The organism is Undibacterium sp. 14-3-2 (assembly GCF_016595265.1).
In the GTDB taxonomy this organism is placed as follows: Bacteria; Pseudomonadota; Gammaproteobacteria; order Burkholderiales; family Burkholderiaceae_D; genus Undibacterium; species Undibacterium aquatile.
The window spans coordinates 84,745-108,430 of the sequence record NZ_JAENGS010000001.1; the positions used below are offsets into that span (position 1 = coordinate 84,745).

A 23,686-nucleotide genomic window follows, 5' to 3' on the forward strand; every position below is an offset into this window, starting at 1 on the left:
ATATGAGTTCTATTTTCCAGAATTAATCATTGAGCAGCGTCGATACAATGAAATCATATTTGTTTTTATTATTTCTATATGACTGCGACCTCTGTGACTACATCTACATCCCCGTTTGCGGCACTGCATGCCGAGCTGTTAGTGAATATCAGCCCACTCAGAAATGCAATTACCAACGCTTACCGTCGCAATGAAACCGAGGCTGTGCAGTATCTGCTGTCACAAGTTAATTCTTACCCCTCGTTACAAAATAATGTTGCAGAACTTGCGCAAAAATTAGTCAGCTCAGTACGTCAGCAACGCACGCGTGCATCCGGTGTCGATGCGCTGATGCATGAATTTTCTTTGTCGTCCGAAGAAGGTGTCGCACTGATGTGTCTGGCCGAAGCGCTGTTGCGTATTCCTGACCATCAGACCGCAGATCGCCTGATCGCGGACAAAATCAGCAAAGGCGACTGGGCAAAACATCTGGGCGAGTCTCCGTCGATGTTCGTTAATGCTGCCACCTGGGGTTTGCTGGTGACAGGCAAGCTGGTGGCAACCAATAGCGAACAAGGCCTGGGGGCTGCGTTGACGCGCCTGATCGCCAAAGGCGGCGAACCTTTGATCCGTAAAGGTGTGGATCTCGCCATGCGTATGCTCGGCAATCAGTTCGTCACCGGGCAAACCATAGAAGAAGCGCTGAAAAACAGTCAGGAAAATGAAAAACGCGGTTACCGCTATTCGTATGACATGCTGGGTGAAGCAGCACTGACCGCCAAAGATGCAGCCTATTATTATCAGTCTTACGAAACCGCGATCCACGCGATCGGTAAAGCCTCAAATGGTCGCGGCATCAAAGATGGTCCGGGTATTTCGGTGAAATTGTCGGCCTTGCATCCGCGTTACTCACGTGCACAACGCGAGCGCACGATGACGGAATTATTGCCGCTGCTGAAAAATTTATTGATGCTGGCAAAGCACTACAACATCGGCCTGAACATTGACGCAGAAGAAACCGACAGGCTGGAATTATCGCTGGATCTGATGGAAGCACTGGCGTTCGATCCCGACCTGAAAGGCTTTGAAGGCATAGGCTACGTGGTTCAGGGCTATCAAAAGCGTTGCCCGTATGCGATTGATTACCTGATTGATCTGGCGCGCCGCAGCGGCAGCAAATTCATGGTGCGTCTGGTGAAAGGCGCTTACTGGGATGCGGAAATCAAACGTGCGCAAGTCGATGGCATGTGTGATTTTCCTGTCTATACACGTAAGGTGTATACCGACTTATCGTATCTGACCTGTGCGCAACGTTTGCTGGCGGCGACCGATGTGATTTATCCACAGTTCGCCACGCACAATGCGCTGACGCTGGCGACGATTTATACCTGGGCAAAAGAAGCAGGTGTGACGGATTACGAGTTCCAGTGTCTGCACGGTATGGGCGAAACTTTATACGATCAGGTTGTCGGTAAAGATAAACTGAATAAGCCTTGCCGTATCTATGCACCGGTTGGTTCGCATCAGACTTTGCTCGCCTACCTGGTGCGTCGCTTGCTGGAAAACGGCGCCAACTCGTCGTTTGTGAATCAGATCGTCGATGAAAGCGTGTCGATTGAGTCACTGATCGCAGATCCGATTGCCATTGCACGCGAACTCGGTGGCAAGCCACATGCAGGCATCGCCTTACCGCGCGAATTGTTTGGTCATGAACGACAGAATTCTGCCGGGCTGGATTTTTCTAATGAAATCACGCTGCAGGAAATATCAAAAGAATTCAATAGCGCCGCCAGCCAGTTCATCGTTGCCACGCCATTATTAGCGAATGACAGCAGCGCCATCGAACAGCGCGATGTACGCAACCCGGCCTGTCTGTCTGATAACGTAGGTGCGGTGATTGAAGCCAATACGCAAGACGTGCAACAAGCCTTGTACACAGCAGAACACTACGCACTGGAATGGCAAACAACCGCCCCATCGATCCGTGCGGCCAGCCTGAAAAAAGCCGCTGATTTACTGGAAGAAAATACTCCTGAATTCATGGCACTCGCTATACGCGAAGCGGGAAAATCGCTGCCGAATGCGATTGCAGAAGTGCGTGAAGCGGTCGACTTTTTACGCTATTACGCAGCGCAGGTCGAATCACACGCCGATACCAAAGCGCTCGGTCCGGTAGTTTGTATCAGCCCATGGAATTTTCCGTTGGCGATTTTTATCGGTGAAGTCAGCGCAGCTCTGGCGGCAGGTAATGTGGTGTTGGCGAAGCCTGCAGAACAGACGCCATTGATTGCGTATCGCGCGATACAGCTGTTGCACGAAGCAGGCATCCCGCGTGCTGCATTACAATTTTTGCCTGGGACCGGCGAAATCGTCGGTGCGCAACTGGTTGCAGATGCCCGCGTCAAAGGTGTTATTTTTACAGGTTCAACCGAAGTCGCACAGATCATCAACCGCACTCTCAGCAAACGCGCGGTCGCTGAAGGCATCGATATACCGCTGATCGCAGAGACCGGCGGCCAAAATGCGATGATCGTTGATAGCAGCGCTCTGCCTGAGCAAGTCGTCAACGATGTCTTGACCTCTGCCTTTGACAGTGCAGGTCAGCGTTGCTCAGCACTGCGTATTTTGTGTCTGCAAGAAGATATCGCTGACAAAACGATAGAAATGCTGCACGGTGCGATGCAGGAGTTACGTATAGGTCAGACCGATCGCCTGGCAACCGATATCGGCCCCGTCATCGATGCAGAAGCGCAAAACAATTTACAACGGCACATCGATGCGATGCGTGGCCAGGGCAAATCGGTATTCAGCCTGACACTGCCAGAAAGCTGCCAGCAAGGCACCTTTATCGCACCGACGGTTATAGAAATCAGCAATCTGGCCGAACTGCAAAAAGAAGTATTCGGCCCGGTACTGCATATCCTGCGCTTCCGCCGCGATCAATTGTCCGAACTGATTGATCAGATCAATGGCACAGGCTTCGGCCTGACGCTGGGTGTGCATTCACGGATTGATGAAACAATTAATTTCATCACCAGCCGTGCTCATGTCGGCAATATTTATGTGAATCGTAATATCGTCGGCGCAGTTGTCGGCGTGCAACCATTTGGAGGTGAAGGTAAATCCGGCACAGGCCCGAAAGCCGGTGGTCCGCTTTATCTGAAACGTCTGCAACGCACACCGGATATCAGCCTTGGCGGCCACACCGTCTATGAGCGACAAGAACCTGCCGCGCTGAGCACCTTACTCGTGTGGGCGAAAACCCAGCACATGCAGGAACTGGGCAATCTCGGCGAACAATACAGCCACCAGACGCCATATAAGATCACGCAAGTGCTGCCTGGTCCAACAGGCGAACGCAATACTTTATCTTTTGTACCGCGTGGTCGTATCTATTGTGCGGCCAGCAGCCTGCCGTGCCTGTTGAATCAGCTTGCAGCGACACTGGCAACCGGTAACACAGCGGTTCTGCCACAACAGGCATTGATGCTGTTGCCAGCCAGTTTTCCGGCAGAACTGCGGCAGCAGATCATCAGTGCGGAAGTGCAGGATTGCGGCGCACAGATTGCATTGGTCGAAAGCAGCTTGCTGAATATTTACAAACCCGTCTTTGCGGCGCTTGATGGGGCGATTGCATCCGTGATCGAGACAACGCATGCCGCTGAGATTCCACTCTGGCGTTTGGTCGCGGAACGGGCTTTATGCGTCAACACGACAGCAGCTGGCGGTAATGCCAGCCTGATGGCGATGGCGAGCTGATTGCGGCCTGATCATCATTTGCAAAAAGCCCGCTGATGTGCGGGCTTTTTTTTTGAGCTGCATTTGCTTAGGATGTTGTTCAGTGCTTTGCTTTTTGCTTTGCAAATACGCGGCCAGTGACGTTTTGAGCGGTGCTGGCAGTCTCAGGACAAGCGATAGCGTCCACGTACCAGAAATTGTCCAAATCCCTGGCTAAGCCAGAACGCAGATGCCTGCGCGTCTTCGCTGAGCCAGTTGACTTCGATGCTGCCAAGTTTCTGCGTCTCTGCATACGCTCTGGCAGCGGCAATCAGTTTTGCGCCAAATCCGCGCCGCCGCTGTTGCGGATGCACATCCAGATCCAACAGGTATAAATACGGAACTTGCTTAAATTCAGCTTCGGGGGTGGCGATTTTTGCCGTCAGATAGGCCAGTAAGCTTGCTGTGGCGGCATCAAAGATCCCCCAGCCTATACAAGCCTCAGAGGCCAGATCGACCGCGAGCGTCGCCGCATAGGCTTGCTGAGATACTTGCGGTAAGTAAGCGGCTTCTGTTTTTCCACTTTCTGCTGCTCCCGTCAGCCAGAGGCCTGCAATATGTGTCGCGTCGGCAGCATCGAGAGATCGTAAATACATAAATTGTCAGCGAAATAAGCGTATTCCAACGGCCAGAACCGGCTTTCAGCGATAAAAAATACTGGGGGGAGTATATTTTAAAGCCCAGTATTGACGCTGAGATTAGGGCCGAAATTAATGATACTCCCCCGAAATGCATGAAAAACTGGAACAAATCAGGCATTTTTTTCTGATGAAGATTTTTTTGGCATCAGCAGAAAAATGAATTAACAAAAAAATTAACGATATTTAATGAAAATTAAAATAATTTTAAATGAAGATAAATCACTTTAATGATTTTTTCTTTTTATCGATATTCGCAAATTCTTCGTTTAATTCTTTTTGAGCCTGTTTCACTTTTTCAGCCATAGGCTTTAATTTTGCCTGCATTTGCATCATGGTTTGCTGCATGATTGCCGGAATTTTTTGCACATAGGCTTTGCCAGCAGGCGATTTATAAAATGCAGTAATGCCATCAACGTCTTCCTGCGTCAGCGAGCTGGCATAGATGCTGATCAGCATCGGTTCCATTTTTTCCCAGGAAAGTTCTTCTTTTTGAATCGCAATCATCTTTTCGCGGAATTTATCCAGCGCTTTTTGCTTTTCTTCATCGATTTTCGTACTGCTGGCAGCGTCACGCATGATGCCGGCGGTCATATTATCAATTTGCGATTGAACCGATTGCAGCAATTCTTTGCTCTGCGTTGCCTGCAATAGCTCTCTGATGGACGCATCGGTCGGTGCAGCAGCGTGAGCTGTTGCCACAAAAAGACTGAGTGACAGGCTAAGCGACAAGGTATGCCAAAGTTTCATCAATATCCCCAGAAAAAAAAACGAAGCACCTGTAGGAATGCGGTGCTGGATTTCTAAGTAACGGATTCTAAAGGAAATTTTTGCTTGTGGGGATTTAGCTTTTTTTGCCTGTGGATACCTTTAAAGATAATAACTTTATATATAAATAGTAGTAGTTGTTAACGCCATTCATGTGCTGTGGATAAGTCAGTAAACGTCCACAGAATCAATTATTTAAGCAATTGATAAGGCGGTGCAAAAAGTCTGTATATCCACAGGACAAAATTTGGATAGAAAAGTATCCGGCCAGCATTTACTTGTTTACGCACAATGTATGCAGTGGATATCAGTGAGCTTATCCACAAAAATATTTTCAAAAAACGTGGCTTTTCTGTCTTTTTGCGGCTGTTTTGATAAAAAAATGGTCAGCAATAAACTTGTTTTCCACTGGCATACGGCTTTTGTGGGTAAAAAAACTGGCTTTTCAACATGGTGTTATTCATTTTTTCGACGTTTAAAAAAAATCAGGCGTTCTTTCTACATGGATTGCTGATCTATTTTTAAATTGAGTTGAAACAGGATCAGATTTAAAAATTTTTAAATTTAAATCTGTTTGTGGTTTGCGATGAGCTGAAACTTTGAAAAATATTCAAAACCGGTTTACTTATATAACTTAGTTTATATATACATAGTAGTAATAGTTAACGGCGCGATATTTTGTGGATAAGTCCTTATTTATTCACATAAACAAAGACTTAGTGACTGTATATCTGTTCTGATAAGCCTTGTATCGTTTGATGACAGTTTTGGGATAAATAAAAACCTGGGGGAAAGTCTGACGGTTTTCCCCAAACGATACTGTGGATATGCAAAGCCTTATCCACAGGGTTTTAACTCTGATTCTGTGTTGATTTTTGCACTTGTTGCGGTTTTATAGGCTCAGCGTTGAGCTTGAATGCTTGCAACTGTTGTCTTTATTTTTATTCCGGTATTCAGTAAAACGGCGATGTCGTGCTGTTGATTGATGCAGATTGATACCGATTGATTATGAAGGACGATAAACACATTGCTGAAACAGCGCAGAGAACCACCGGTTGGCGATTTTCTGAGTAGCTGGCAAGTGTTGATCGTAAATGGCGGTATATTCAATCGCACTATGACTGTGGTCGGGAGCGATTTTCTGCTCAGTACCCCAGTGCAGGCGCAATTGTTTTTGCCGTGCTTCCCGGATGAATAAGTCATGCAGGAGGTGTTCCGGTTTTACTGACATAGGCAAGTTGTGATCCCACGCCATCAACGGGGCAGTTAGCCAGTCGCTGTCTGTTTGTGTATAAGTTCCCAGGATGCCGACCCAGTGTCCTTGCCAGCGCAGGCCAGTTAGTTCGACAAAGCCGGTTTCCAGACATAATTCAAAAAATGTCAGACTGAAATCTGTCTGCAGATGGTTTGTTTGCCCGACGTTAGATCGCTTATGCAGTTGATATAGCGCATGTAATGCATGCAGATCGCTATTGTTGAGCTGATCCTGATGGACAATCTCGACATCAGTGTCAGACCAGAAACTGGTTTGATGGGTTTGCTGTGGGTCAGACAGAAAGATGTGACGTGTCGGTATCATTTTCCAACCCAGATTACACAGATGTTGCATCAGTTGCGGACAAACTTCAGAGCTGAGATGTTGCATCATCAGCGGACGTTGCGGATGTGCTGTGTGCAATCGTTCTGTCATCAGCCGGATATCGTCTGCACCCCAGGCCGGATAAAGGCTGGTCGGCAGCAGGTAATTGGCGACCAAGGCAGCCTGATCCAGCTTGCCGGCGTGCATGAGTGCCGATAACGGCCCATAGACCAGACAAGACAGGGCATCAGCTATGCGGGCGGTGGCTGACGTCGATTGCTTCAGACGTTGACGATGTGCTCGCAGCCAAGCCGAACGCGGGCTGGACGCGGCGCATTCTTGCCAATCGCTGTGTTCAAGCAAGCTGACGGGATGGCTGTGTCCATCAAATTCTATGGTCTGGATCTGGCAATGGGCATTACTGACCCAGTGATTGCCACCGCGCGAACGTGCGGTCAGCAACCAGAGGGCATCAGCCACCAGACGCGGTGGGATGGAAGTATTCAAATCAGGAAAAGACTCAGGTTTTTTGATAGAGGTGCATGCCGCCGTAAATGGCCGAACGGTCAAGCGCGTGCAACGCACGGTTATGTCCGGTATCGGTATGCCATGTGGATAACAATGTGCTTGGTAATGCTGCTTCCAATGGCGACGATTGACCAGCGGTACGGAACACGACTCTGGCACCGGGGGCAGCAGTGCGGTTGACTTCTTCCCACAGGCTGGTGAGTTGTGATTGATCCATCCAATCTTGTGCATCGAGGAAAACATAGGCATCCATCGAAGCACGTGGCTGGGTACGCAGGAAATCGGTCATCGTCAGATGATGCGCATGCAGGCGGTCGATATTGCGGCGCAGGCTGAAAAAATGGGCCTGTTGAAGATACATGGGCAAGGCAGTCTGACGCCGTATATCATAACGCCGGCCAAATGCCTGTTGCGCGAAACAATTCTGGTCCAGTGGAAAATCGCAGGATAAATGCCGCATTCTTTCTTTGAACAAGACATGTAATCCTTCTCCGGCATCTTTTTTCAACGCCGCGAACTGCGAGAGTGGTACACCAATGCTATACAGCGCCAGCGGCTGTTGGGCCAGCAGTTTGAACAAGCCTGTATCAAATACCGGGGCAATGTAATGGTCGAATATATCGCGTTGTTCCTGCACGCTGCGGGCTTCGAGCATTTTGCTCATGTCGCCACCCATCAATCTGACAAAGCCGTGGGCGAAGCTGATGAAGCGGCCAAGCAAACCGTGTTGATATGCCTGATCGGTAAAGTAGTGATAACGTGGTTTGCCTGTGATCGTGCGGCTTTCCCAGAAGCTACTCGCATCTTCGGATAAATGCTGGCGGATATGACGTTTATACCGTTTCAGATTATCCGCATGATTCGCGTCACCGAGATATGCCAGCACGGCATCATAATCGGGCAGATGTTTGATCGCGGTCTGTTTGATGTTGAGCATCGCCAGATGGGCGGCGTTCAGATCAACTGCGTGCACAGCTGCCGGTTCGGCGGATAAATACGCCAGCGCATTGCAACCGCCGGAGGAAATAGTGACGATGTTGGCACCGGGACGTAATTGCAGCGCATGCAGATCGGCTTGCGGGTCTTCCCAGATCTGCGCATGGACAAGGCGGCTGAACCAGTGCGCGAACAGTTTGTCAGCGACGCCTTTACGACCCTGGGTCGTCGAGTTAAACACCGCGCTGGCGATCAGTGCTTTGCTGGACATATTGTTCTCCGATTATCGTTATTGATAATGGAGACTGTAGGCCGGGCAGGTGACAGGCTGGTGACAAACAGATGAAGTTTTGGTGAAAAACGAACAGCGGTAGCAGTGTTTCGCCAACGGCGGGCTCAGTTTTCTTTGCTATGCCGGATAGATAAGCGACGGCGACGGGCAACGATGAACAGATACAATTGATACGCAAAATAGAGCGAAGCTAAGACGGGCATTGATGCGACCAGAAAAAACAAACCACCCGACAGCGGCACCGGGCCAGACCAGACTTGCGCAGCAGTGATAGGGGCGGATTCTTTTTTCTTTTCCGGTTCAGGCATTTTCGGTGTGTCGATGACGACGCCGGTCGTTTGTTTTGGTAAATCTTCCGGCGCGACGACGAACACCGATTGCGAGACGGATGGGGCGATTGATTGTGACGTTGGTGAGGTTGGTGCTGGTGGCGCTGATGGCGTGGTATCAGCAGCAAAGACTGTGACGCTGAATAATTGCATTGCCAGAACCAGAGCGCACTTGAGTTTCATGAGTGGAGAGCAGTAAAAAGTACAGAAAAATATAAAACGCTGAGCATCAAATGCCGCGTCAATCGCAGGTGAAGCTTCGCTGCATTTCGCAAAACGAAGGCAGTTTCGGTTCGTTCATCGTCATTGCCGGTCACGAACCAGCCTGCATTTTATCCATAAACCGTGTTCATGGTGACCTTATCGCTGGCTGACTGCCTTGTGCGTTAATGTTCAGCGCACCCGGTTTACCGCCGTTTCCCATTCAGCCATCAGCGCTTGTGCCTGCGCGCGGCTCATGGTCGGGATAAATTGTCTGTCCATTCTCCAGGTTGCCGCGCATTCATCCTGATTCGCAAAAATACCGACACCGAGCCCGGCCAGATAAGCTGCGCCCAGAGCCGTGGTTTCCGTTACTTTTGGCCGGATGACGGGAATGCCGAGTAAATTTGCCTGAAATTGCAGCAACAGATTGTTGGCTGCCGCACCGCCATCGACGCGCAATTCTGTGATCGGGGATACCGCATCCTTCACCATCGCCAGCAACACGGCGGTGCTTTGAAACGCAATGGATTCAAGTGCTGCGCGGGCAATATGGGCGACTGTGCTGCCACGGCTCAGGCCGACAATCGCTGCTTTGGCATCGGCCACCCAGTACGGTGCGCCAAGGCCGGTGAACGAAGGTACAAAGACCACGCCGCCGGAATCCGGCACGCTGCTGGCCAGTTGTTCAACGTCGGTGGAATGTTGTATCGCCTGCAGCCCATCGCGTAGCCATTGCACAACGGCTCCCCCAATAAATACGCTGCCTTCAAGCGCATATTGGCTGGTGACGCCCGTCTGACAAGCACTCGTGCTGATTAAACCATTGTGCGATGTCGCAACTTGCGGGCCGGTGTGCATCAGCATGAAACAACCGGTGCCATAGGTATTCTTTGCCATGCCGGGTGTAAAACACGCCTGCCCGAACAGCGCTGCTTGCTGATCACCAGCAATACCGGCGATGGGGATGGCGCTGCCGAGCAAACTGCAAGTACCAAATAGATGGCTCGATGGCGACACTTCGGGTAACACCGCAGCCGGAATATCAAACAGATCAAGTAATTCCTGATCCCATTGTCCCTGATGAATATTCAGCAGCATGGTGCGTGAGGCATTCGTGATATCGGTCACATGCAGCTTGCCTTCGCTGAGCTGCCACGCCAGCCAGGTATCTATGGTGCCGAATGCCAGCTCGCCGCGTGCCGCCCGCTGCCGCGCGCCGGGAATGTGATCGAGCAGCCATTTAAGTTTGCTTGCCGAAAAATACGGATCGAGTATCAGCCCGGTTTTTGCCTGAATTTTTTCAGCATAACCTTGTGCGCGCAGTTCTTCACAATACGCTGCAGTGCGGCGGTCTTGCCAGACAATCGCGTTGTATAAAGGCTGACCGGTTTTTCTATCCCATAACACCGTGGTTTCACGCTGATTCGTGATGCCGATGGCAGCGATGTCATTTGCCTGCAGACGTGCATTGCGCATGGCTTGCTGGCAGGTGAAAAACTGACTTTGCCAGATTTCATTGGCATCATGTTCGACCCAACCCGGCTGCGGAAATATCTGACGGAATTCTTGCTGTGCCGAGGCAACTATCTGACCCTGTTCATCGAAAATAATACTGCGTGAACTGGAAGTTCCCTGATCAAGTGCGAGCAAATAAGCCATCGATGATCCTGCTGTAAGGAAATTGAAAAAAGATGTAAAACTTTGGCTGAGACAAAACCATTATGTTATTTTGCTAATAATATAAAAAACAAAAGGTCAGATTGTGGCGGGAATGATCAGCTTTTCATTATCTTTATTGGTGATGCTGTTATTTGCGGTGGCGACTTTGCGTCGGTCGCGTTTGCTAATGAATTTGTCGTTCGTCGCGATGGTATTGTCTGGCCTGGTTAACTGGTACCAGTTTGTTTTCCCCCAGGGTTTAGAACCCTTGTTTTTTATAGGTACGCTGGCCACCGTGCTGGTGGTTTCTTGTTTTTTTTATGCGGTGTATACATTCGATCCACCACAGTCGGAACCCCGACAAACCAGTGACCGGGAATAAACTCGTTCAGCCAGGATAAGCGCCAGAAGAGCTGGCTTTTTTACCTTATTCCGACTAATTCCACATCAAAAATCAGGGTCGCATTCGGCGGTATGACGCCACCAGCACCGCGCGCGCCATACGCCAGTTCCGGCGGAATAATCAAGGTACGTTTGCCGCCGACTTTCATGCCGACAACTCCCTGATCCCAGCCTTTAATGACCTTGCCGGCACCGACTGTAAAACTGAACGGTGGTCTGCCGGAAGAACTGTCAAACTGGGTTCCATGTTCTTTCGCAGCGAGAGGATCATGCAGCCAGCCGGTGTAATGTACCAGGGCATTATTTCCTGCTGCAATTTCTTGTCCGGTCCCGGTTTTAACGTCGATTTTTTGCAAGCTGCTACCGACTGTCGCGATATCACTTTGCATCTGTGCAGTGGCAATATTGCCAGTTAAAAGAACAGACAAACCGAATGCAGCAACAAGCAGACGAGATTTCATCACTAAAACATCCTTTTTGAGTAAGCCATGACTGCAACCGAGAAAACCAACCGGCTCTCGATATGCGCGCCACGGCTATTAATTATTTTTTTGAATTTTGTAATTTCTGCTCAAACGCCAGATCGAGTTTGCTGACTTTTTTCGGCGCCTGTTTTTCGAGAGAATTGACGTAGGCGACGAAGGCATCGATTTCCAGCGGCTCATGTAATACGTCTGGCGTGTTGGTGCCGTTGGAGCGCGTCAGAAAAAAACGACCATCGGCCATGCTGACCATAGAATAGGCGGTGCCGTTGCTACGGTCTTTCAGTCTTTGCACTGCATTACTTGCTTTCGTCGAGCGTGCCATCAGCGGATTCCATATTTACGCATCAGTTTTTCCATCGTGCCATCGTTATCTAATTCGCGATTGATTTTGTTAAAGAGATCAATGCGTTGTTTATCCATGCGGATATTACACAACATATTGAGTTCGATGTTTTTGTAGCGGGCAGCGCGTACGATGTCATTGGCAAAACCCAGTTGTTGGGCCAACGACATGCCATGTAATTCGGAAACCACCCAGTAATCGATGCGTTTGTTGACGAGTAAACGCGGGTTGTCATCGTCTTCGCTGGCGAAAGCGATGCGATAACCTTGTTCTGTCAGCTGTAGGCCGGTCGCTGCATTTTTGTAGGAACCGATAGAGTAAGGTTTGGCATCTTCAAATTTCTTTAATACGCGGCTATCGTTTTTCCGCCCGTACAGAACCCAGTTATCATTGGTGAGCGGGCCTACCCATTTGAATAAATTTTCTCGTTCAGGTGTACGACGAAAAGCAAACAGGCAAGTGTTATCGTCGTTTAGTGTCGCGTTCAGCCCGCGTGCGAGTGAGGTGCTGTTGATATCCGGGGTTTCACCTGCCCGCTTCATGATTTCTATAATTTTGTCGGTGACGAAACCACGGATTTCTCCCGTTTTCGCTTCGGTATACGAGAACGGTGCGTATTCTTGTATCAGCAAATGCAGACTCTCAGCCAGTGCAATTGAGGGCATAGAGATAAGACCGGCGGAGAGAATAATAAGAGTCTGGGCTTTCAAAGCATTTACTTTCAGTGCGGCTTACAGGAACTACCGGCATCGAGATTTATTTTTATTTGCGGTAGTCCGGATTGTATACGTCTGCGACAAAAAATTGATGTTGAGAATGACAATAAAAGCTGCAAATACAACGTGAATTTGATCTGGGAAAAAAGCGAGGGCGACAGCAAATTTTTTTTGCCTCTTTCTGTTGTCGTCGGTTCTGTTGAAAAAGCTAAATTAATAATTGCCAGCATTGTTTGATCAATTCAAAACTGGCGGCGATCATCGCTTCGTTTTTCCGTTTTTCCTGACAAATAATACAAAGTTGCGTTTCAACGCTGACGGCGTCGGCGATGACTAAACCATGTGCGTGCGCTTCCCGTATCGCAATCGCATCGCGGATCAGACTCAGGCCAACACCCGATTTCACCAGATCCAGCATCGACGGTTCCTGGTCCACAAGCGCGACTTTATTCGGCGTCAGATTGAGTTCGGCAAAGATTTTCGTCAACAGACGATTGTGGGCCGATTCGGGCGGTGTCCATATCCATGGCAATTGCGCGAGGCTTTGCCAGCTCTGACCGAGCACACGCTTATTCCAGCCGCTGGGTGCGACCACGCGATAAGTAAAATTGGTCAGTACCACACTGTAAACCGGCGTTTTTCCATCGTCCGGTGCTTCGCCGATATAAAAGCCGACATCCAGACTGCCAGCGCGGATTTGTTGTAATACCGAGCCGGACATTCCTTGTTGCAGTCGTGTGGATAACTGTGGATAAGTTTCTACCAGCCGTTTCAGAAACGCACCGAGGCGGGTGAACTCAGGGTCGAGTATCGTTCCTATCGCCAGTTCGCCACTCAGCGTGGAGTGCAAGGAATTCGATGCCTGACGAAATTCAACGAGGCAACTTAAGACCCGTTCTGCATACGGAAGCAATTTTGCACCATCATTTGTCAGCGTCATGCCGCTGGCACTGCGGCTGAACAGTTGTAAATTCAGACTTTCCTGCAGTGCTTTGATTTGCAGGCTGACGGCGGGTTGTGTGACATGCAGACGCTCGGCGGCGCGTGTCAGATTACCTTCTCTGGCGACGGTCACAAAAGCGCGTAATTGAGTGAAATCCATGTTGTCTCCATCAGCGTGGGATATAAACTGGTGTTGATAACACTGGCACGCAGAATTTTTTGAATATTATAAGCATGTCTTATATTGCTATTGAAAATAATTAATTGGATTTGCTATGAGTAGTCCATTAATCTGCTATCGAACTTCCATTTCTGACTAAGGGTTTCTTATGACATCGTTGATACAGCATTTTATGAATGGCCAGGTAGTAAGCTCGGCCAGTGGCCGTCAGCAGGACGTGTTTAATCCGGCGACCGGCGCGGTTGTGGCGCAAGTGGTGTTGGCGAATCTGGACGAGGTGAATGCGGTGGTGGCGGCGGCGAAAGCGGCAGCACCAGCGTGGGCGGAGACCGCGCCACTCAAACGTGCACGCATTATGTTCAAGTTCAAAGAACTGCTGGATCAGCATCATAAAGAAATCGCCGCGCTGATCACGCGTGAACATGGCAAGGTCTTGTCGGACGCGATGGGCGAAGTCACCCGCGGTATTGAAATCGTTGAATTTGCCTGTGGTATGCCGCAACTGTTGAAAACCCAGTTTTCTGACAACATCGGCGGTGGCATCGACAATTACAACCTGCGTCAGCCGCTCGGTGTGACTGCCGGGATTACGCCGTTTAATTTTCCCTTCATGGTGCCGATGTGGATGGCGCCGTTGGCGATTGCGACCGGCAATACGTTTATTTTGAAACCATCTGAGCGCGATCCTTCCTGCGCATTGCTGATTGCGGATCTGTTGAAAAAAGCCGGATTGCCGGACGGCGTGTTCGGTGTTTTGCAAGGCGATAAAGTCGCGGTGGATGGCTTGCTGCAGCATCCGGATGTGTCCGCTGTTTCATTCGTTGGTTCGACCCCGATTGCCGAATATATTTACAGCGAAGGCACACGCCTGGGCAAACGCGTACAGGCGCTCGGCGGTGCTAAAAATCATCTGGTTGTGATGCCGGATGCAAATCTGGATCAGGCCGTTGATGCTTTGATGGGCGCGGCATACGGCTCTGCCGGTGAACGTTGCATGGCGATTTCAGTGGCGGTGGCGGTCGGTGATGTGGCCGATAAACTGGTGGCTGCACTGGTGCCTCGCGTAAAAACGCTGATTATTAAAAACGGCATAGAAGCCGACGCCGAAATGGGGCCGGTGGTAACAGCGGTGCACAAGGCAAAAATCGAAGGCTATATTGCCGACGGTGTGGCTGAAGGTGCGCAATTGCTGGTTGATGGACGCGGCTTTTCTGTGCCTGGTCATGAAGGCGGTTTCTTCCTCGGTGGCACACTGTTTGATCACGTTAAAGAAGGCATGAAAATTCATCGCGAAGAAATTTTCGGGCCGGTGTTGTGCATCATCCGCGTGCCGGACTTTGCGTCGGCCGTTGAGCTGATTAACCGCCATGAATTCGGCAATGGTGTGTCCTTGTTTACTTCCGACGGCAATACGGCGCGCGAATTTTCACGCCGTATTCAGGTCGGGATGGTCGGCATTAACGTGCCTATTCCTGTGCCTATGGCATGGCATTCATTCGGCGGCTGGAAACGTTCTTTATTTGGTGATCAGCATGCGTATGGTGAAGAAGGCATACGCTTCTATACCCGCTACAAATCCGTGATGCAGCGCTGGCCAGACAGTATAGGCAAAGGTGCTGAATTCACGATGCCGGTAGCGAAGTAATTTTCACTGTTCCCGGTGCGTTGATGTTGTAAAGACTTGCCGTGAGCCGCCCGAATAACACTCCGCACCCAGATTGCCTCTGCGGGATGGGGGAGTATCTTTCAGTTTGCATTTGATGTCCTTATAAATAAAGGGGATGACGGGTGCCGTAACTCATACTCCTCCCCAGTATGTGAAAGAACCACATTATGTTGACGATCAACACCTTATGCCAGTACCCGATTATCCAGGCGCCGATGGCAGGCGGCGCGACGACGCCGGAACTGGTGGCGGCAGTATCGGAAGCCGGTGCGCTGGGCTCTCTCGCAGCGCCTTTGCTGACACCGCTGGCGATTATTGAGCAAGCCGAACATATCCGCCGCCTGACGGATAAACCCTTTGCCATCAATCTGTTTGTACAGACGCGCCCGCAAGTCGATTTTGCCCAGATAGAGGCGGCCAAATTATTGCTGCAACCGGTGTGCGCCGAATTAGGCTGGACGACCTTGCCGACACCGACCCGCTGGTGCGAGGATTTTGAAGCACAATTAGATGCCTTGATCACCGCACGTCCGGCAGTTGCCAGTTTTACTTTCGATGTTCTGCATGGCAGCCAGGTACAGCGTCTGCATGAGGCCGGAATACTGGTGATCGGTACCGCGACGAATCTGGCGGAAGCAATCGTGTGGCAAGCGATCGGTGCCGATGCGATTTGCCTGCAGGGCACGGAGGCTGGCGGACATCGCGGCACTTTCATCGGGGCGCAGCAGGACGCAACGCTGAGCACCGCAGAATTGCTGGCGGTTTGCCGTCCGCAGATACAGATTCCGCTGATCGTTGCGGGCGGCATCATGGATGGCGCAGATATCGCTGCTGCTCTTGCTGCCGGCGCGCAATGGGTACAGATGGGAACGGCATTCCTTACCACGAAAGAGTCTGGAATTCATCCCGCTTACAAGCAGCGTTTACTGGCAGCGACCAGCGACACCAGTGCTACCACCCGTCAGACCCGCGCGTTTTCCGGCCGTTTTGCGCGTGGTCTGGATAACCGTTTCATGCAACTGATGGAATCCGTGGCAGATCAGGTGCCAGCTTACCCTGTGCAAAACGCGCTGACCGGAGTGATACGCTCGGCAGCGGCGAAAGAAAACAAGACGGAATTCATGTCAATGTGGTGTGGGCAGGGCGTTGCCCGCGCGCGTGATGTTCATGCCGCAGATCTGGTCGCCACGCTGGTGCAGGAAATGCAGACAGCGACTCGTAAAAGCTAAGGAAAATATCCATGGAATCAGCAGGACAGTTTGATTACATCGTGATCGGTGCCGGTACTGCCGGCTGTGTATTGGCGAACCGTTTGTCGAAGAACCCGGACAAGCGCGTGTTGTTGCTCGAAGCCGGTGGTAAAGACGATTATGTCTGGATACATATTCCGGTTGGCTATCTGTATTGCATCAATAATCCACGCACAGACTGGATGTTGCGTACCGAAGCCGAACCGGGTCTGAATGGACGCAGCCTGATCTATCCGCGCGGCAAAGTGCTGGGTGGTTGTTCATCGATCAACGGCATGATTTATATGCGCGGTCAGCAGCGTGATTACGATGAATGGGCGGCGCTGACCGGGGACGATAGCTGGCGCTGGAATCAGGTGTTGCCACTGTTTAAAAAGAGCGAAGATCATTACAGCGGCAATGCGGAATTTCATGGTCAGGGTGGTGAATGGCGCGTGGAAAAGCAGCGCTTGTCGTGGGAAATTCTGGATGCATTTCGCGATGCGGCGGCAGAAGTCGGTATCCCGAAAACCGACGACTTTAATCGCGGCAATAACGAAGGCTGCGGCTATTTTGATGTGAACCAGAAACGCGGCATACGCTGGAATGCGTCGAAAGCTTTTCTGAAGCCTGCAGCAACACGCGGCAACCTGACGATCATGACTGGCTGCCAGGTCCGGCGTCTGCGCATTGTTGACGATGAACACGGCAAACGTTGTACCGGTGTCGAATTTATTGGCGGTGGCCGCGAGTGGTTTGCTGATGCCGTTCAGGAGACCGTGCTGGCCGCAGGCGCGATAGGATCACCCGCGATTTTGCAGTATTCCGGGATCGGCGACGGCAGCCAGTTACAGCAAGCCGGTGTGTCTGTTGTCCACGATTTGGCAGGAGTTGGTGGTAATTTGCAGGATCATTTGCAGATCCGTTCTGCCTTCAAAATTACGGGTGCGAAAACACTGAACAAGATGGCTAACAGTCTGCTGGGCAAGGCGCGTATCGGTCTCGAATATGCGTTATTCCAGACTGGCCCGATGTCGATGGCACCGTCACAACTGGGGGCTTTTACCCGCTCTGACGCGTCGCAGGCAACACCGAATCTGCAATACCACGTGCAACCTTTATCGCTGGAAAAATTCGGTGATCCTTTGCATGATTTTCCGGCGTTTACCGCGAGTGTCTGTAACCTGCGACCGACGTCGCGCGGCTATGTGCGGATCACCGGGGCTGACCCTTTAGCGGCACCAAAAATCGTACCGAATTATCTGAGTACAAATGAAGACCGTAAGATTGCCGCAGACTCGCTGACGCTGACACGCAAGATCGTTGCGGCACCTGCGTTAAAAAAATATCAGCCGGAGGAAATGAAACCCGGTGCGCAATTCCGTACGGAAGAAGAATTGGCGAGAGCAGCCGGTGATATCGGTACGACAATTTTTCATCCGGTCGGTACTTGCAAGATGGGACGGCGTGATGATACCAGTGCAGTTGTCGACAGCGATTTACGCGTCATAGGGATCGCCGGGCTGCGGGTGGCAGATGCTTCTGTGATGCCGACAATCACTTCAGGTAATACCAATTCACCGACTGTCATGATTGCTGAAAAAGCGGCGCGGTCTATTTTGTCTGGAGAACGATAAACGAACTTTATTTTTATGTCAGCTTGCGTGAAACTACGTACAGTAGTTATACCGTATTGTTGAAAAATCCGTTTGATAGGTACTATCAAAAATTCAAAGAAACGCCAGTACTGTATTTGTCGGAAGTCGCATGGCATAACGCTTCAATGCGTTGAGCTGCGGCAACATCAGAGATGGTGACAGGTGCTTTTTGAATAAAAAATAATAAATACTTACTGCACGAACAGTAAGTTTGTCATGTTAAAAAAACTGGATCCCCAAAGAGGGCCTGAAGCAAGACAATAAGGAGACGCGATGACCAATGTCATCCTCGAGACTAAGCGCTTGACCAAAGAGTTCAAGGGCTTCACTGCCGTAAGCGAAGTAAATTTACAGGTGCAGCGTGGGCATATCCACGCGCTGATCGGGCCGAATGGTGCCGGTAAAACCACCTGTTTTAATCTGCTGACCAAATTCCTGGTACCGACATCCGGTGAAATTCTGTTTAACGGGCGTGATATTACGTCTGCGAAACCGGCACAGATTTCACGCCAGGGTATCATCCGCTCATTTCAGATTTCTGCTGTTTTCCCGCACATGACCGTGTTGGAAAATGTACGCATAGGTTTGCAACGCAGTTTGGGTACGTCGTTTCATTTCTGGAAAAGCGCGAATAGCCTCAGTAACCTGAATGATCGTGCGATGCAGTTGCTGGCTGAAGTCGATCTGACTGAATTTGCCGATACCATGACCGTGGATCTGCCATATGGCCGCAAACGCGCTCTGGAAATTGCCACGACGCTGGCGATGGAGCCGGAGATGATGTTGCTTGACGAGCCAACGCAAGGAATGGGGCATGAAGACGTGCATCGTGTTACGGCGCTCATCAAAAAAGTATCGGCAGGACGCACCATTCTGATGGTTGAACACAATATGAGCGTCGTCTCCGGTATCTGCGACAAAATTTCTGTGTTGCAACGCGGTGCCATGCTGGCCGAGGGCACTTATGCTGAAGTATCGAAAAATCCTAAAGTCATGGAAGCCTACATGGGAAGCACCAGCGGCGAATTGGAAGGAGCGCACGCATGAGTGTTTCAACGAATCAAGCCGGAACAAACCCAGCGCTGGAGATTTCGCATCTGCAAGCCTGGTATGGTGAGTCGCATATTTTGCATGATGTGAACCTGGTAGTGAATCAGGGTGAGGTCGTGACTTTGCTTGGTCGGAATGGCGCAGGCCGCACGACAACGATGCGCGCGATCATGGGGCTGACAGGCGCCCGCAAAGGCTCGATCAAAATCAACGGTGTCGAAGCCATCCATTTAGCTACGCATAAAGTCGCGCATCTTGGCGTTGGCTATTGCCCTGAAGAACGCGGAATATTTTCTTCCTTATCGACAGAAGAAAATCTGATGTTGCCACCGCTGGTTTCGCGTGATGCGCAAGGCATGTCGGTGGAAGAAATTTACGACATGTTTCCGAATCTGGCTGAACGTAAAAACAGTCAGGGTACGCGTCTGTCCGGTGGTGAACAACAGATGCTGGCAGTCGCCCGCATTCTGCGTACCGGGGCGCGTTTGTTATTGCTGGACGAAATTTCCGAAGGTCTGGCACCGGTGATTGTGCAGGCTTTGGCACGCATGATTACCACCCTGAAGGCGAAGGGTTACACCATCGTGATGGTGGAGCAGAATTTCCGTTTCGCAGCCCCATTGGCGGACCGGTTTTATGTGATGGAACATGGACAGATTGTCGAGACTTTTGCAGCCTCGCAATTGCAGGAAAAAATGCCTGTGTTGAATGAGTTGTTGGGCGTGTAAATTGATGGTGGTGGTTCCTGCAGCCATAGCAATGGCGTGGGCGTTTATAAAAACGATAGGAGAAGACAAATGAATACAAAATTTAAAATTGCCAGCCTGGCTGTCAGTACTGCACTCGCGGCTTTCGCAGGGACGGCCAGCGCTCAGGTATCTGGCGACGTCGTCAAGATTGGCTTCGTCACAGATATTTCCGGCTTGTATTCTGATATCGACGGTAACGGCGGTGCAGAAGCGATCAGAATGGCGATCGCTGATTTCGGCGGCACTGTGCTCGGGAAAAAGATCGTGCTTGTAACGGCCGATCATCAGAATAAAGCGGATATTGCGGCAAGCCGTGCACGTGAATGGTTTGACCGTGATGGTGTGGATATGCTGATCGGCGGTACTAATTCCGGCACTTCTTTATCGATGTCGAAAGTGGCTGCAGAAAAGAAAAAAGTGTTCATCTCTATCGGTGCCGGTACTGCACGTCTGACCAACGAAGAATGCACACCAAACACAATTCACTATGCTTACGATACGGTCGCGCTGGCCAAGGGAACGGGTTCAGCGGTTGTTAAACAAGGCGGCAAAAGCTGGTATTTCCTGACTGCCGATTATGCATTTGGTGCATCGCTGGAAGGTGATACGTCCAGCGTTGTGAAAGCCGCTGGTGGCAGTGTTTCCGGATCGGTAAAACATCCATTATCCGCGTCTGATTTTTCTTCATTCCTGTTGCAGGCACAGGCATCGAAAGCCCAGATTCTGGGGCTGGCTAACGCCGGTGGCGATACGATCAATGCGATTAAAGCAGCGAATGAATTTGGTGTCACCAAAACCATGAAGCTCGCTGGTCTGCTGATGTTTATTAATGATATTCACTCTCTGGGACTGAACCTGACGAGTGGCATGTATCTGACGGACAGCTGGTACTGGAATCAGAATGATGAAGCACGTAAATGGTCACGTCGTTATTTTGAAAAAATGAAAAAGATGCCATCGAGTTTGCAAGCGGCTGATTATTCCGCGACCTTGCAATATCTGAATGCAGTCAAAGCCGCTGGTTCAGATGATACAGATAAAGTGATGGCGAAACTGAAGGCCGCCAAGATCAACGATATCTATGCGAAAAATGGCTACATCCGCGCTGACGGCAGCATGATTCACGATATGTATCTGATGCAGGTGAAGTCGCCAGCCGAATCAAAAGAGCCTTGGGATTACTACAAAGTGGCGCAGACGATTCCAGGTGAACAGGCCTTCACGACGAAAGCCGAATCCAAGTGCGCTCTGTGGAAATAATGCACTGATTTCCCTGCTCCTGTCCTTGGAGCAGGGAAGTTCATTCTGCTTGTATTGACACATAAATTGATACGTAAGCCGGATGTACGTTGGCGCTGCTTGGCAATGATTTAGCGACGTTGAAGTACATCCTTTTCCTGACATCTGCCCGCTGGTTTTGCGGGTTATTTTCTAAAGAGTGCCATGGAAATATTTGGTATTCCGCTTCAGGCGATGCTGAGCCAGCTGTTGCTGGGCTTGGTCAATGGCTCGTTTTACGCGATGCTGTCTCTCGGACTGGCAGTCATTTTTGGCTTGCTGAATGTGATTAATTTTGCGCATGGTGCGCTGTACATGATGGGCGCATTCCTGGCTTGGATGGGCATGAATTATTTCGGCATCAATTATTGGATGATGCTGATTCTGGCTCCGGTGTTGGTCGGCTTGTTTGGCATCATCATAGAAAAGACGATGCTGCGCTGGTTGTATAAGCTCGATCATCTGTACGGCTTGTTGCTGACCTTTGGTATCACGCTGATGCTGGAAGGAGTCTTCCGTTCGGTCTATGGCGTTTCCGGGCAACCCTACTCAGTACCGGATGCATTGATGGGGGCGACGAATCTTGGCTTCATGATCCTGCCTAACTATCGCGCATGGGTGGTGATCGCTTCTCTGACCGTGTGTTTTGCAACCTGGTTTGTGATTGAGAAAACCAAGCTTGGCGCTTATTTGCGCGCTGGCACGGAAAATCCGAAACTGGTCGAAGCTTTCGGTGTGAATGTACCGTTAATGGTGACGCTGACTTACGGTTTCGGCGTGGCGCTCGCCGCGTTTGCCGGCGTGCTGGCAGCACCGGTGATTCAGGTGTCACCGCTGATGGGTTCGAATCTGATCATTACCGTTTTTGCGGTCGTGGTGATCGGTGGCATGGGCTCGATTCTCGGTTCCATACTGACGGGTCTCGCGCTCGGAATTATCGAAGGTCTGACACGCGTGTTTTATCCTGAGTTATCGGCGACCGTTGTCTTCATCGTGATGGCGATCGTGCTGATGATTCGTCCCGCTGGCCTGTTCGGTAAAGAAAAATAATCGGAGCTTCTATGAATAAGAAAATTGGCTATGGCATTGCACTTGCCGTATTGCTGGCAGCACCGTTTTATGTCTATCCCCTGTTTCTGATGAAGTTGTTGTGCTTTGCTTTGTTTGCCTGCGCTTTTAATTTGCTGATCGGTTTCACCGGCTTGCTGTCGTTTGGTCATGCGGCTTTCTTCGGCGGTGCCGGTTACATCGCCGGCTGGGCTATCCGTGATGCAGGCTTGCCGATGGAACTGGGCATCTTGCTTGGTGTCCTCGCCGCGGCTCTGATTGGTCTGGTGATGGGCGTACTGGCGATACGGCGGCAGGGGATTTATTTCACCATGATCACACTGGCGCTGGCGCAAATGTTGTACTTCGTGTTTCTGCAAGCGAAGTTCACCGGTGGCGAGGATGGCTTGCAAGGCGTTCCACGCGCGAAATTACTGGGGAGCCTGGATCTGACATCGGATCTGACTTTGTATTACGTGGTGCTGGCAATTGCGATTGCAGGTTTCGCAGTGGTCGTGCGGGCGATTCATTCTCCTTTCGGTCATGTATTGAAAGCGGTGAAAGAAAACGAACCGCGTGCCGTGTCGCTTGGTTACGATGTGGATAAGTACAAACTCGTGGCCTTCGTCTTGTCTGCCGCACTTGCCGGATTAGCTGGCGCGACTAAAACGCTGGTACTCGGTTTTGAGACGCTGACGGATGTGCACTGGACAATGTCTGGCCTCGTGGTGTTAATGACCCTGGTGGGCGGTTTAGGTACCTTGGTGGGCCCGATTGTCGGCGCCATCATTATCATCGCACTGGAGAATAAACTTGGTGACTTCGGCAATCTGCTGGCGGACTGGACGACGGTTGACTGGTTCCGTAATCTTGGTGATTCCGTCACGATCGTGACAGGGCTGATTTTTATTGTTTGCGTACTGGCGTTCCGTAAAGGAATTGTCGGTGAGTTGAGTGACCGGCTCCAGCGCGTACGTAAAGCGAAACTGAGTTGAGCTAGTTCAGATTTTGTCCTGCCGTAAAAAATACCCCGCAAAAGCGGGGTATTTCATTTATGACATCAATTTTAATATGATATAAAAATGACAATTAAGTTTCATCTTAAGACGAGCCTTCTCTTGCTTATTTTACGTGAAACACGGATGTTATCCACTGCCGGATAAACACAGCTCTTTGTAAAAAAACGGATGTCCAATATCCATGATCCCCGCAGCAGGATTATGTAGTGAAACCCGCGCAGCTATTCAGTCT

The 23,686-nt window shown here is 50.4% G+C and carries 20 protein-coding genes; 10 read left to right on the forward strand and 10 right to left on the reverse strand.

What is annotated here, in order from left to right:
• Nucleotides 1-78: 78 nt before the first annotated feature.
• A complete protein-coding gene (putA, locus tag Undi14_RS00390) occupies nucleotides 79-3,738 on the forward strand; it encodes a trifunctional transcriptional regulator/proline dehydrogenase/L-glutamate gamma-semialdehyde dehydrogenase (RefSeq protein ID WP_200177484.1) in 3,660 nt (1,219 codons plus the stop codon).
• Between the two features lie 143 nt (nucleotides 3,739-3,881).
• Here the strand turns inward: putA and Undi14_RS00395 are convergent, their stop codons facing one another.
• The 6 genes from Undi14_RS00395 to glpK all read right to left on the reverse strand — a co-directional run bounded on the left by Undi14_RS00395 (nucleotide 3,882) and on the right by glpK (nucleotide 10,689).
• Nucleotides 3,882-4,352 carry a GNAT family N-acetyltransferase gene (locus tag Undi14_RS00395; protein WP_200177485.1) on the reverse strand — a complete coding sequence of 157 codons (471 nt, stop codon included), beginning with the start codon at nucleotides 4,350-4,352 and terminating at the stop codon, nucleotides 3,882-3,884.
• Between the two features lie 264 nt (nucleotides 4,353-4,616).
• The gene (locus tag Undi14_RS00400) at nucleotides 4,617-5,144 is read right to left on the reverse strand and encodes a DUF2059 domain-containing protein (RefSeq protein WP_200177486.1); all 528 of its coding nucleotides are present in this window, start codon (nucleotides 5,142-5,144) and stop codon (nucleotides 4,617-4,619) included.
• Between the two features lie 1,024 nt (nucleotides 5,145-6,168).
• The gene (locus tag Undi14_RS00405) at nucleotides 6,169-7,248 is read right to left on the reverse strand and encodes a hypothetical protein (RefSeq protein WP_200177487.1); all 1,080 of its coding nucleotides are present in this window, start codon (nucleotides 7,246-7,248) and stop codon (nucleotides 6,169-6,171) included.
• A gap of 13 nt (nucleotides 7,249-7,261) precedes the next feature.
• Nucleotides 7,262-8,476: a DUF3419 family protein gene (locus Undi14_RS00410; RefSeq protein ID WP_200177488.1), complete on the reverse strand. Its 1,215-nt coding sequence runs from the start codon at nucleotides 8,474-8,476 to the stop codon at nucleotides 7,262-7,264.
• Nucleotides 8,477-8,601: 125 nt separating this feature from the next.
• Entirely contained in the window at nucleotides 8,602-9,009 is a 408-nt protein-coding gene (locus Undi14_RS00415) for a hypothetical protein (protein ID WP_200177489.1), read from the reverse strand.
• Nucleotides 9,010-9,219: 210 nt separating this feature from the next.
• Nucleotides 9,220-10,689 (reverse strand): glycerol kinase GlpK, encoded by a 1,470-nt coding sequence (gene glpK, locus Undi14_RS00420; RefSeq protein WP_200177490.1) that lies wholly within the window; start codon nucleotides 10,687-10,689, stop codon nucleotides 9,220-9,222.
• Between the two features lie 112 nt (nucleotides 10,690-10,801).
• Between glpK and Undi14_RS00425 the strand changes: the two genes are divergently transcribed.
• A complete protein-coding gene (locus tag Undi14_RS00425) occupies nucleotides 10,802-11,071 on the forward strand; it encodes a hypothetical protein (protein ID WP_200177491.1) in 270 nt (89 codons plus the stop codon).
• Between the two features lie 40 nt (nucleotides 11,072-11,111).
• Here the strand turns inward: Undi14_RS00425 and Undi14_RS00430 are convergent, their stop codons facing one another.
• The 4 genes from Undi14_RS00430 to Undi14_RS00445 form a co-directional block, all read right to left on the reverse strand.
• Nucleotides 11,112-11,552, reverse strand: coding sequence for an FKBP-type peptidyl-prolyl cis-trans isomerase (locus tag Undi14_RS00430; RefSeq protein ID WP_200178139.1), 441 nt, complete (start codon nucleotides 11,550-11,552; stop codon nucleotides 11,112-11,114).
• 82 nt (nucleotides 11,553-11,634) lie between these two features.
• Nucleotides 11,635-11,898, reverse strand: a complete 264-nt coding sequence (locus Undi14_RS00435; protein ID WP_186884109.1) for a hypothetical protein — start codon at nucleotides 11,896-11,898, stop codon at nucleotides 11,635-11,637.
• Nucleotides 11,898-12,584: an ABC transporter substrate-binding protein gene (locus Undi14_RS00440; protein ID WP_200177492.1), complete on the reverse strand. Its 687-nt coding sequence runs from the start codon at nucleotides 12,582-12,584 to the stop codon at nucleotides 11,898-11,900. The genes Undi14_RS00435 and Undi14_RS00440 overlap by 1 nt, the downstream gene beginning before the upstream one ends.
• Nucleotides 12,585-12,843: 259 nt before the next feature.
• Nucleotides 12,844-13,737, reverse strand: a complete 894-nt coding sequence (locus Undi14_RS00445; RefSeq protein ID WP_186884107.1) for a LysR family transcriptional regulator — start codon at nucleotides 13,735-13,737, stop codon at nucleotides 12,844-12,846.
• Nucleotides 13,738-13,906: 169 nt separating this feature from the next.
• Between Undi14_RS00445 and Undi14_RS00450 the strand changes: the two genes are divergently transcribed.
• The 8 genes from Undi14_RS00450 (at nucleotide 13,907) to Undi14_RS00485 (ending at nucleotide 23,430) form a co-directional block, all read left to right on the forward strand.
• Nucleotides 13,907-15,403: a CoA-acylating methylmalonate-semialdehyde dehydrogenase gene (locus Undi14_RS00450; protein ID WP_200177493.1), complete on the forward strand. Its 1,497-nt coding sequence runs from the start codon at nucleotides 13,907-13,909 to the stop codon at nucleotides 15,401-15,403.
• A 188-nt stretch (nucleotides 15,404-15,591) separates the two neighbouring features.
• Complete coding sequence (locus Undi14_RS00455; RefSeq protein ID WP_200177494.1) at nucleotides 15,592-16,653, forward strand: nitronate monooxygenase family protein; 1,062 nt, start codon at nucleotides 15,592-15,594, stop codon at nucleotides 16,651-16,653.
• A gap of 11 nt (nucleotides 16,654-16,664) precedes the next feature.
• Nucleotides 16,665-18,290, forward strand: a complete 1,626-nt coding sequence (locus tag Undi14_RS00460; protein ID WP_200177495.1) for a GMC family oxidoreductase — start codon at nucleotides 16,665-16,667, stop codon at nucleotides 18,288-18,290.
• Between the two features lie 294 nt (nucleotides 18,291-18,584).
• Nucleotides 18,585-19,358, forward strand: a complete 774-nt coding sequence (locus Undi14_RS00465; protein ID WP_200177496.1) for an ABC transporter ATP-binding protein — start codon at nucleotides 18,585-18,587, stop codon at nucleotides 19,356-19,358.
• A complete protein-coding gene (locus tag Undi14_RS00470) occupies nucleotides 19,355-20,089 on the forward strand; it encodes an ABC transporter ATP-binding protein (protein ID WP_186884102.1) in 735 nt (244 codons plus the stop codon). Before Undi14_RS00465 ends, Undi14_RS00470 begins: the two co-directional genes overlap by 4 nt.
• A 69-nt stretch (nucleotides 20,090-20,158) precedes the next feature.
• Nucleotides 20,159-21,370, forward strand: coding sequence for an ABC transporter substrate-binding protein (locus tag Undi14_RS00475; protein ID WP_200177497.1), 1,212 nt, complete (start codon nucleotides 20,159-20,161; stop codon nucleotides 21,368-21,370).
• A gap of 183 nt (nucleotides 21,371-21,553) precedes the next feature.
• Complete coding sequence (locus Undi14_RS00480) at nucleotides 21,554-22,438, forward strand: branched-chain amino acid ABC transporter permease (RefSeq protein ID WP_200177498.1); 885 nt, start codon at nucleotides 21,554-21,556, stop codon at nucleotides 22,436-22,438.
• 11 nt (nucleotides 22,439-22,449) lie between these two features.
• On the forward strand, nucleotides 22,450-23,430 hold the full coding sequence (locus Undi14_RS00485; RefSeq protein ID WP_200177499.1) for a branched-chain amino acid ABC transporter permease: 981 nt from the start codon (nucleotides 22,450-22,452) through the stop codon (nucleotides 23,428-23,430).
• The last annotated feature ends 256 nt before the right edge of the window (nucleotides 23,431-23,686 follow it).

Coding starts and splice junctions, on each gene's coding strand:
- putA (WP_200177484.1), top strand. CDS start 79: ATGACTGCGACCTCTGTGACTACATCTACATCCCCGTTTGCGGCACTG.
- glpK (WP_200177490.1), bottom strand. CDS start 10,689: ATGGCTTATTTGCTCGCACTTGATCAGGGAACTTCCAGTTCACGCAGT.
- Undi14_RS00465 (WP_200177496.1), top strand. CDS start 18,585: ATGACCAATGTCATCCTCGAGACTAAGCGCTTGACCAAAGAGTTCAAG.
- Undi14_RS00455 (WP_200177494.1), top strand. CDS start 15,592: ATGTTGACGATCAACACCTTATGCCAGTACCCGATTATCCAGGCGCCG.
- Undi14_RS00475 (WP_200177497.1), top strand. CDS start 20,159: ATGAATACAAAATTTAAAATTGCCAGCCTGGCTGTCAGTACTGCACTC.
- Undi14_RS00400 (WP_200177486.1), bottom strand. CDS start 5,144: ATGAAACTTTGGCATACCTTGTCGCTTAGCCTGTCACTCAGTCTTTTT.
- Undi14_RS00410 (WP_200177488.1), bottom strand. CDS start 8,476: ATGTCCAGCAAAGCACTGATCGCCAGCGCGGTGTTTAACTCGACGACC.
- Undi14_RS00445 (WP_186884107.1), bottom strand. CDS start 13,737: ATGGATTTCACTCAATTACGCGCTTTTGTGACCGTCGCCAGAGAAGGT.
- Undi14_RS00450 (WP_200177493.1), top strand. CDS start 13,907: ATGACATCGTTGATACAGCATTTTATGAATGGCCAGGTAGTAAGCTCG.
- Undi14_RS00480 (WP_200177498.1), top strand. CDS start 21,554: ATGGAAATATTTGGTATTCCGCTTCAGGCGATGCTGAGCCAGCTGTTG.
- Undi14_RS00395 (WP_200177485.1), bottom strand. CDS start 4,352: ATGTATTTACGATCTCTCGATGCTGCCGACGCGACACATATTGCAGGC.
- Undi14_RS00430 (WP_200178139.1), bottom strand. CDS start 11,552: ATGAAATCTCGTCTGCTTGTTGCTGCATTCGGTTTGTCTGTTCTTTTA.
- Undi14_RS00460 (WP_200177495.1), top strand. CDS start 16,665: ATGGAATCAGCAGGACAGTTTGATTACATCGTGATCGGTGCCGGTACT.
- Undi14_RS00470 (WP_186884102.1), top strand. CDS start 19,355: ATGAGTGTTTCAACGAATCAAGCCGGAACAAACCCAGCGCTGGAGATT.
- Undi14_RS00435 (WP_186884109.1), bottom strand. CDS start 11,898: ATGGCACGCTCGACGAAAGCAAGTAATGCAGTGCAAAGACTGAAAGAC.
- Undi14_RS00415 (WP_200177489.1), bottom strand. CDS start 9,009: ATGAAACTCAAGTGCGCTCTGGTTCTGGCAATGCAATTATTCAGCGTC.
- Undi14_RS00425 (WP_200177491.1), top strand. CDS start 10,802: ATGATCAGCTTTTCATTATCTTTATTGGTGATGCTGTTATTTGCGGTG.
- Undi14_RS00485 (WP_200177499.1), top strand. CDS start 22,450: ATGAATAAGAAAATTGGCTATGGCATTGCACTTGCCGTATTGCTGGCA.
- Undi14_RS00440 (WP_200177492.1), bottom strand. CDS start 12,584: ATGCCCTCAATTGCACTGGCTGAGAGTCTGCATTTGCTGATACAAGAA.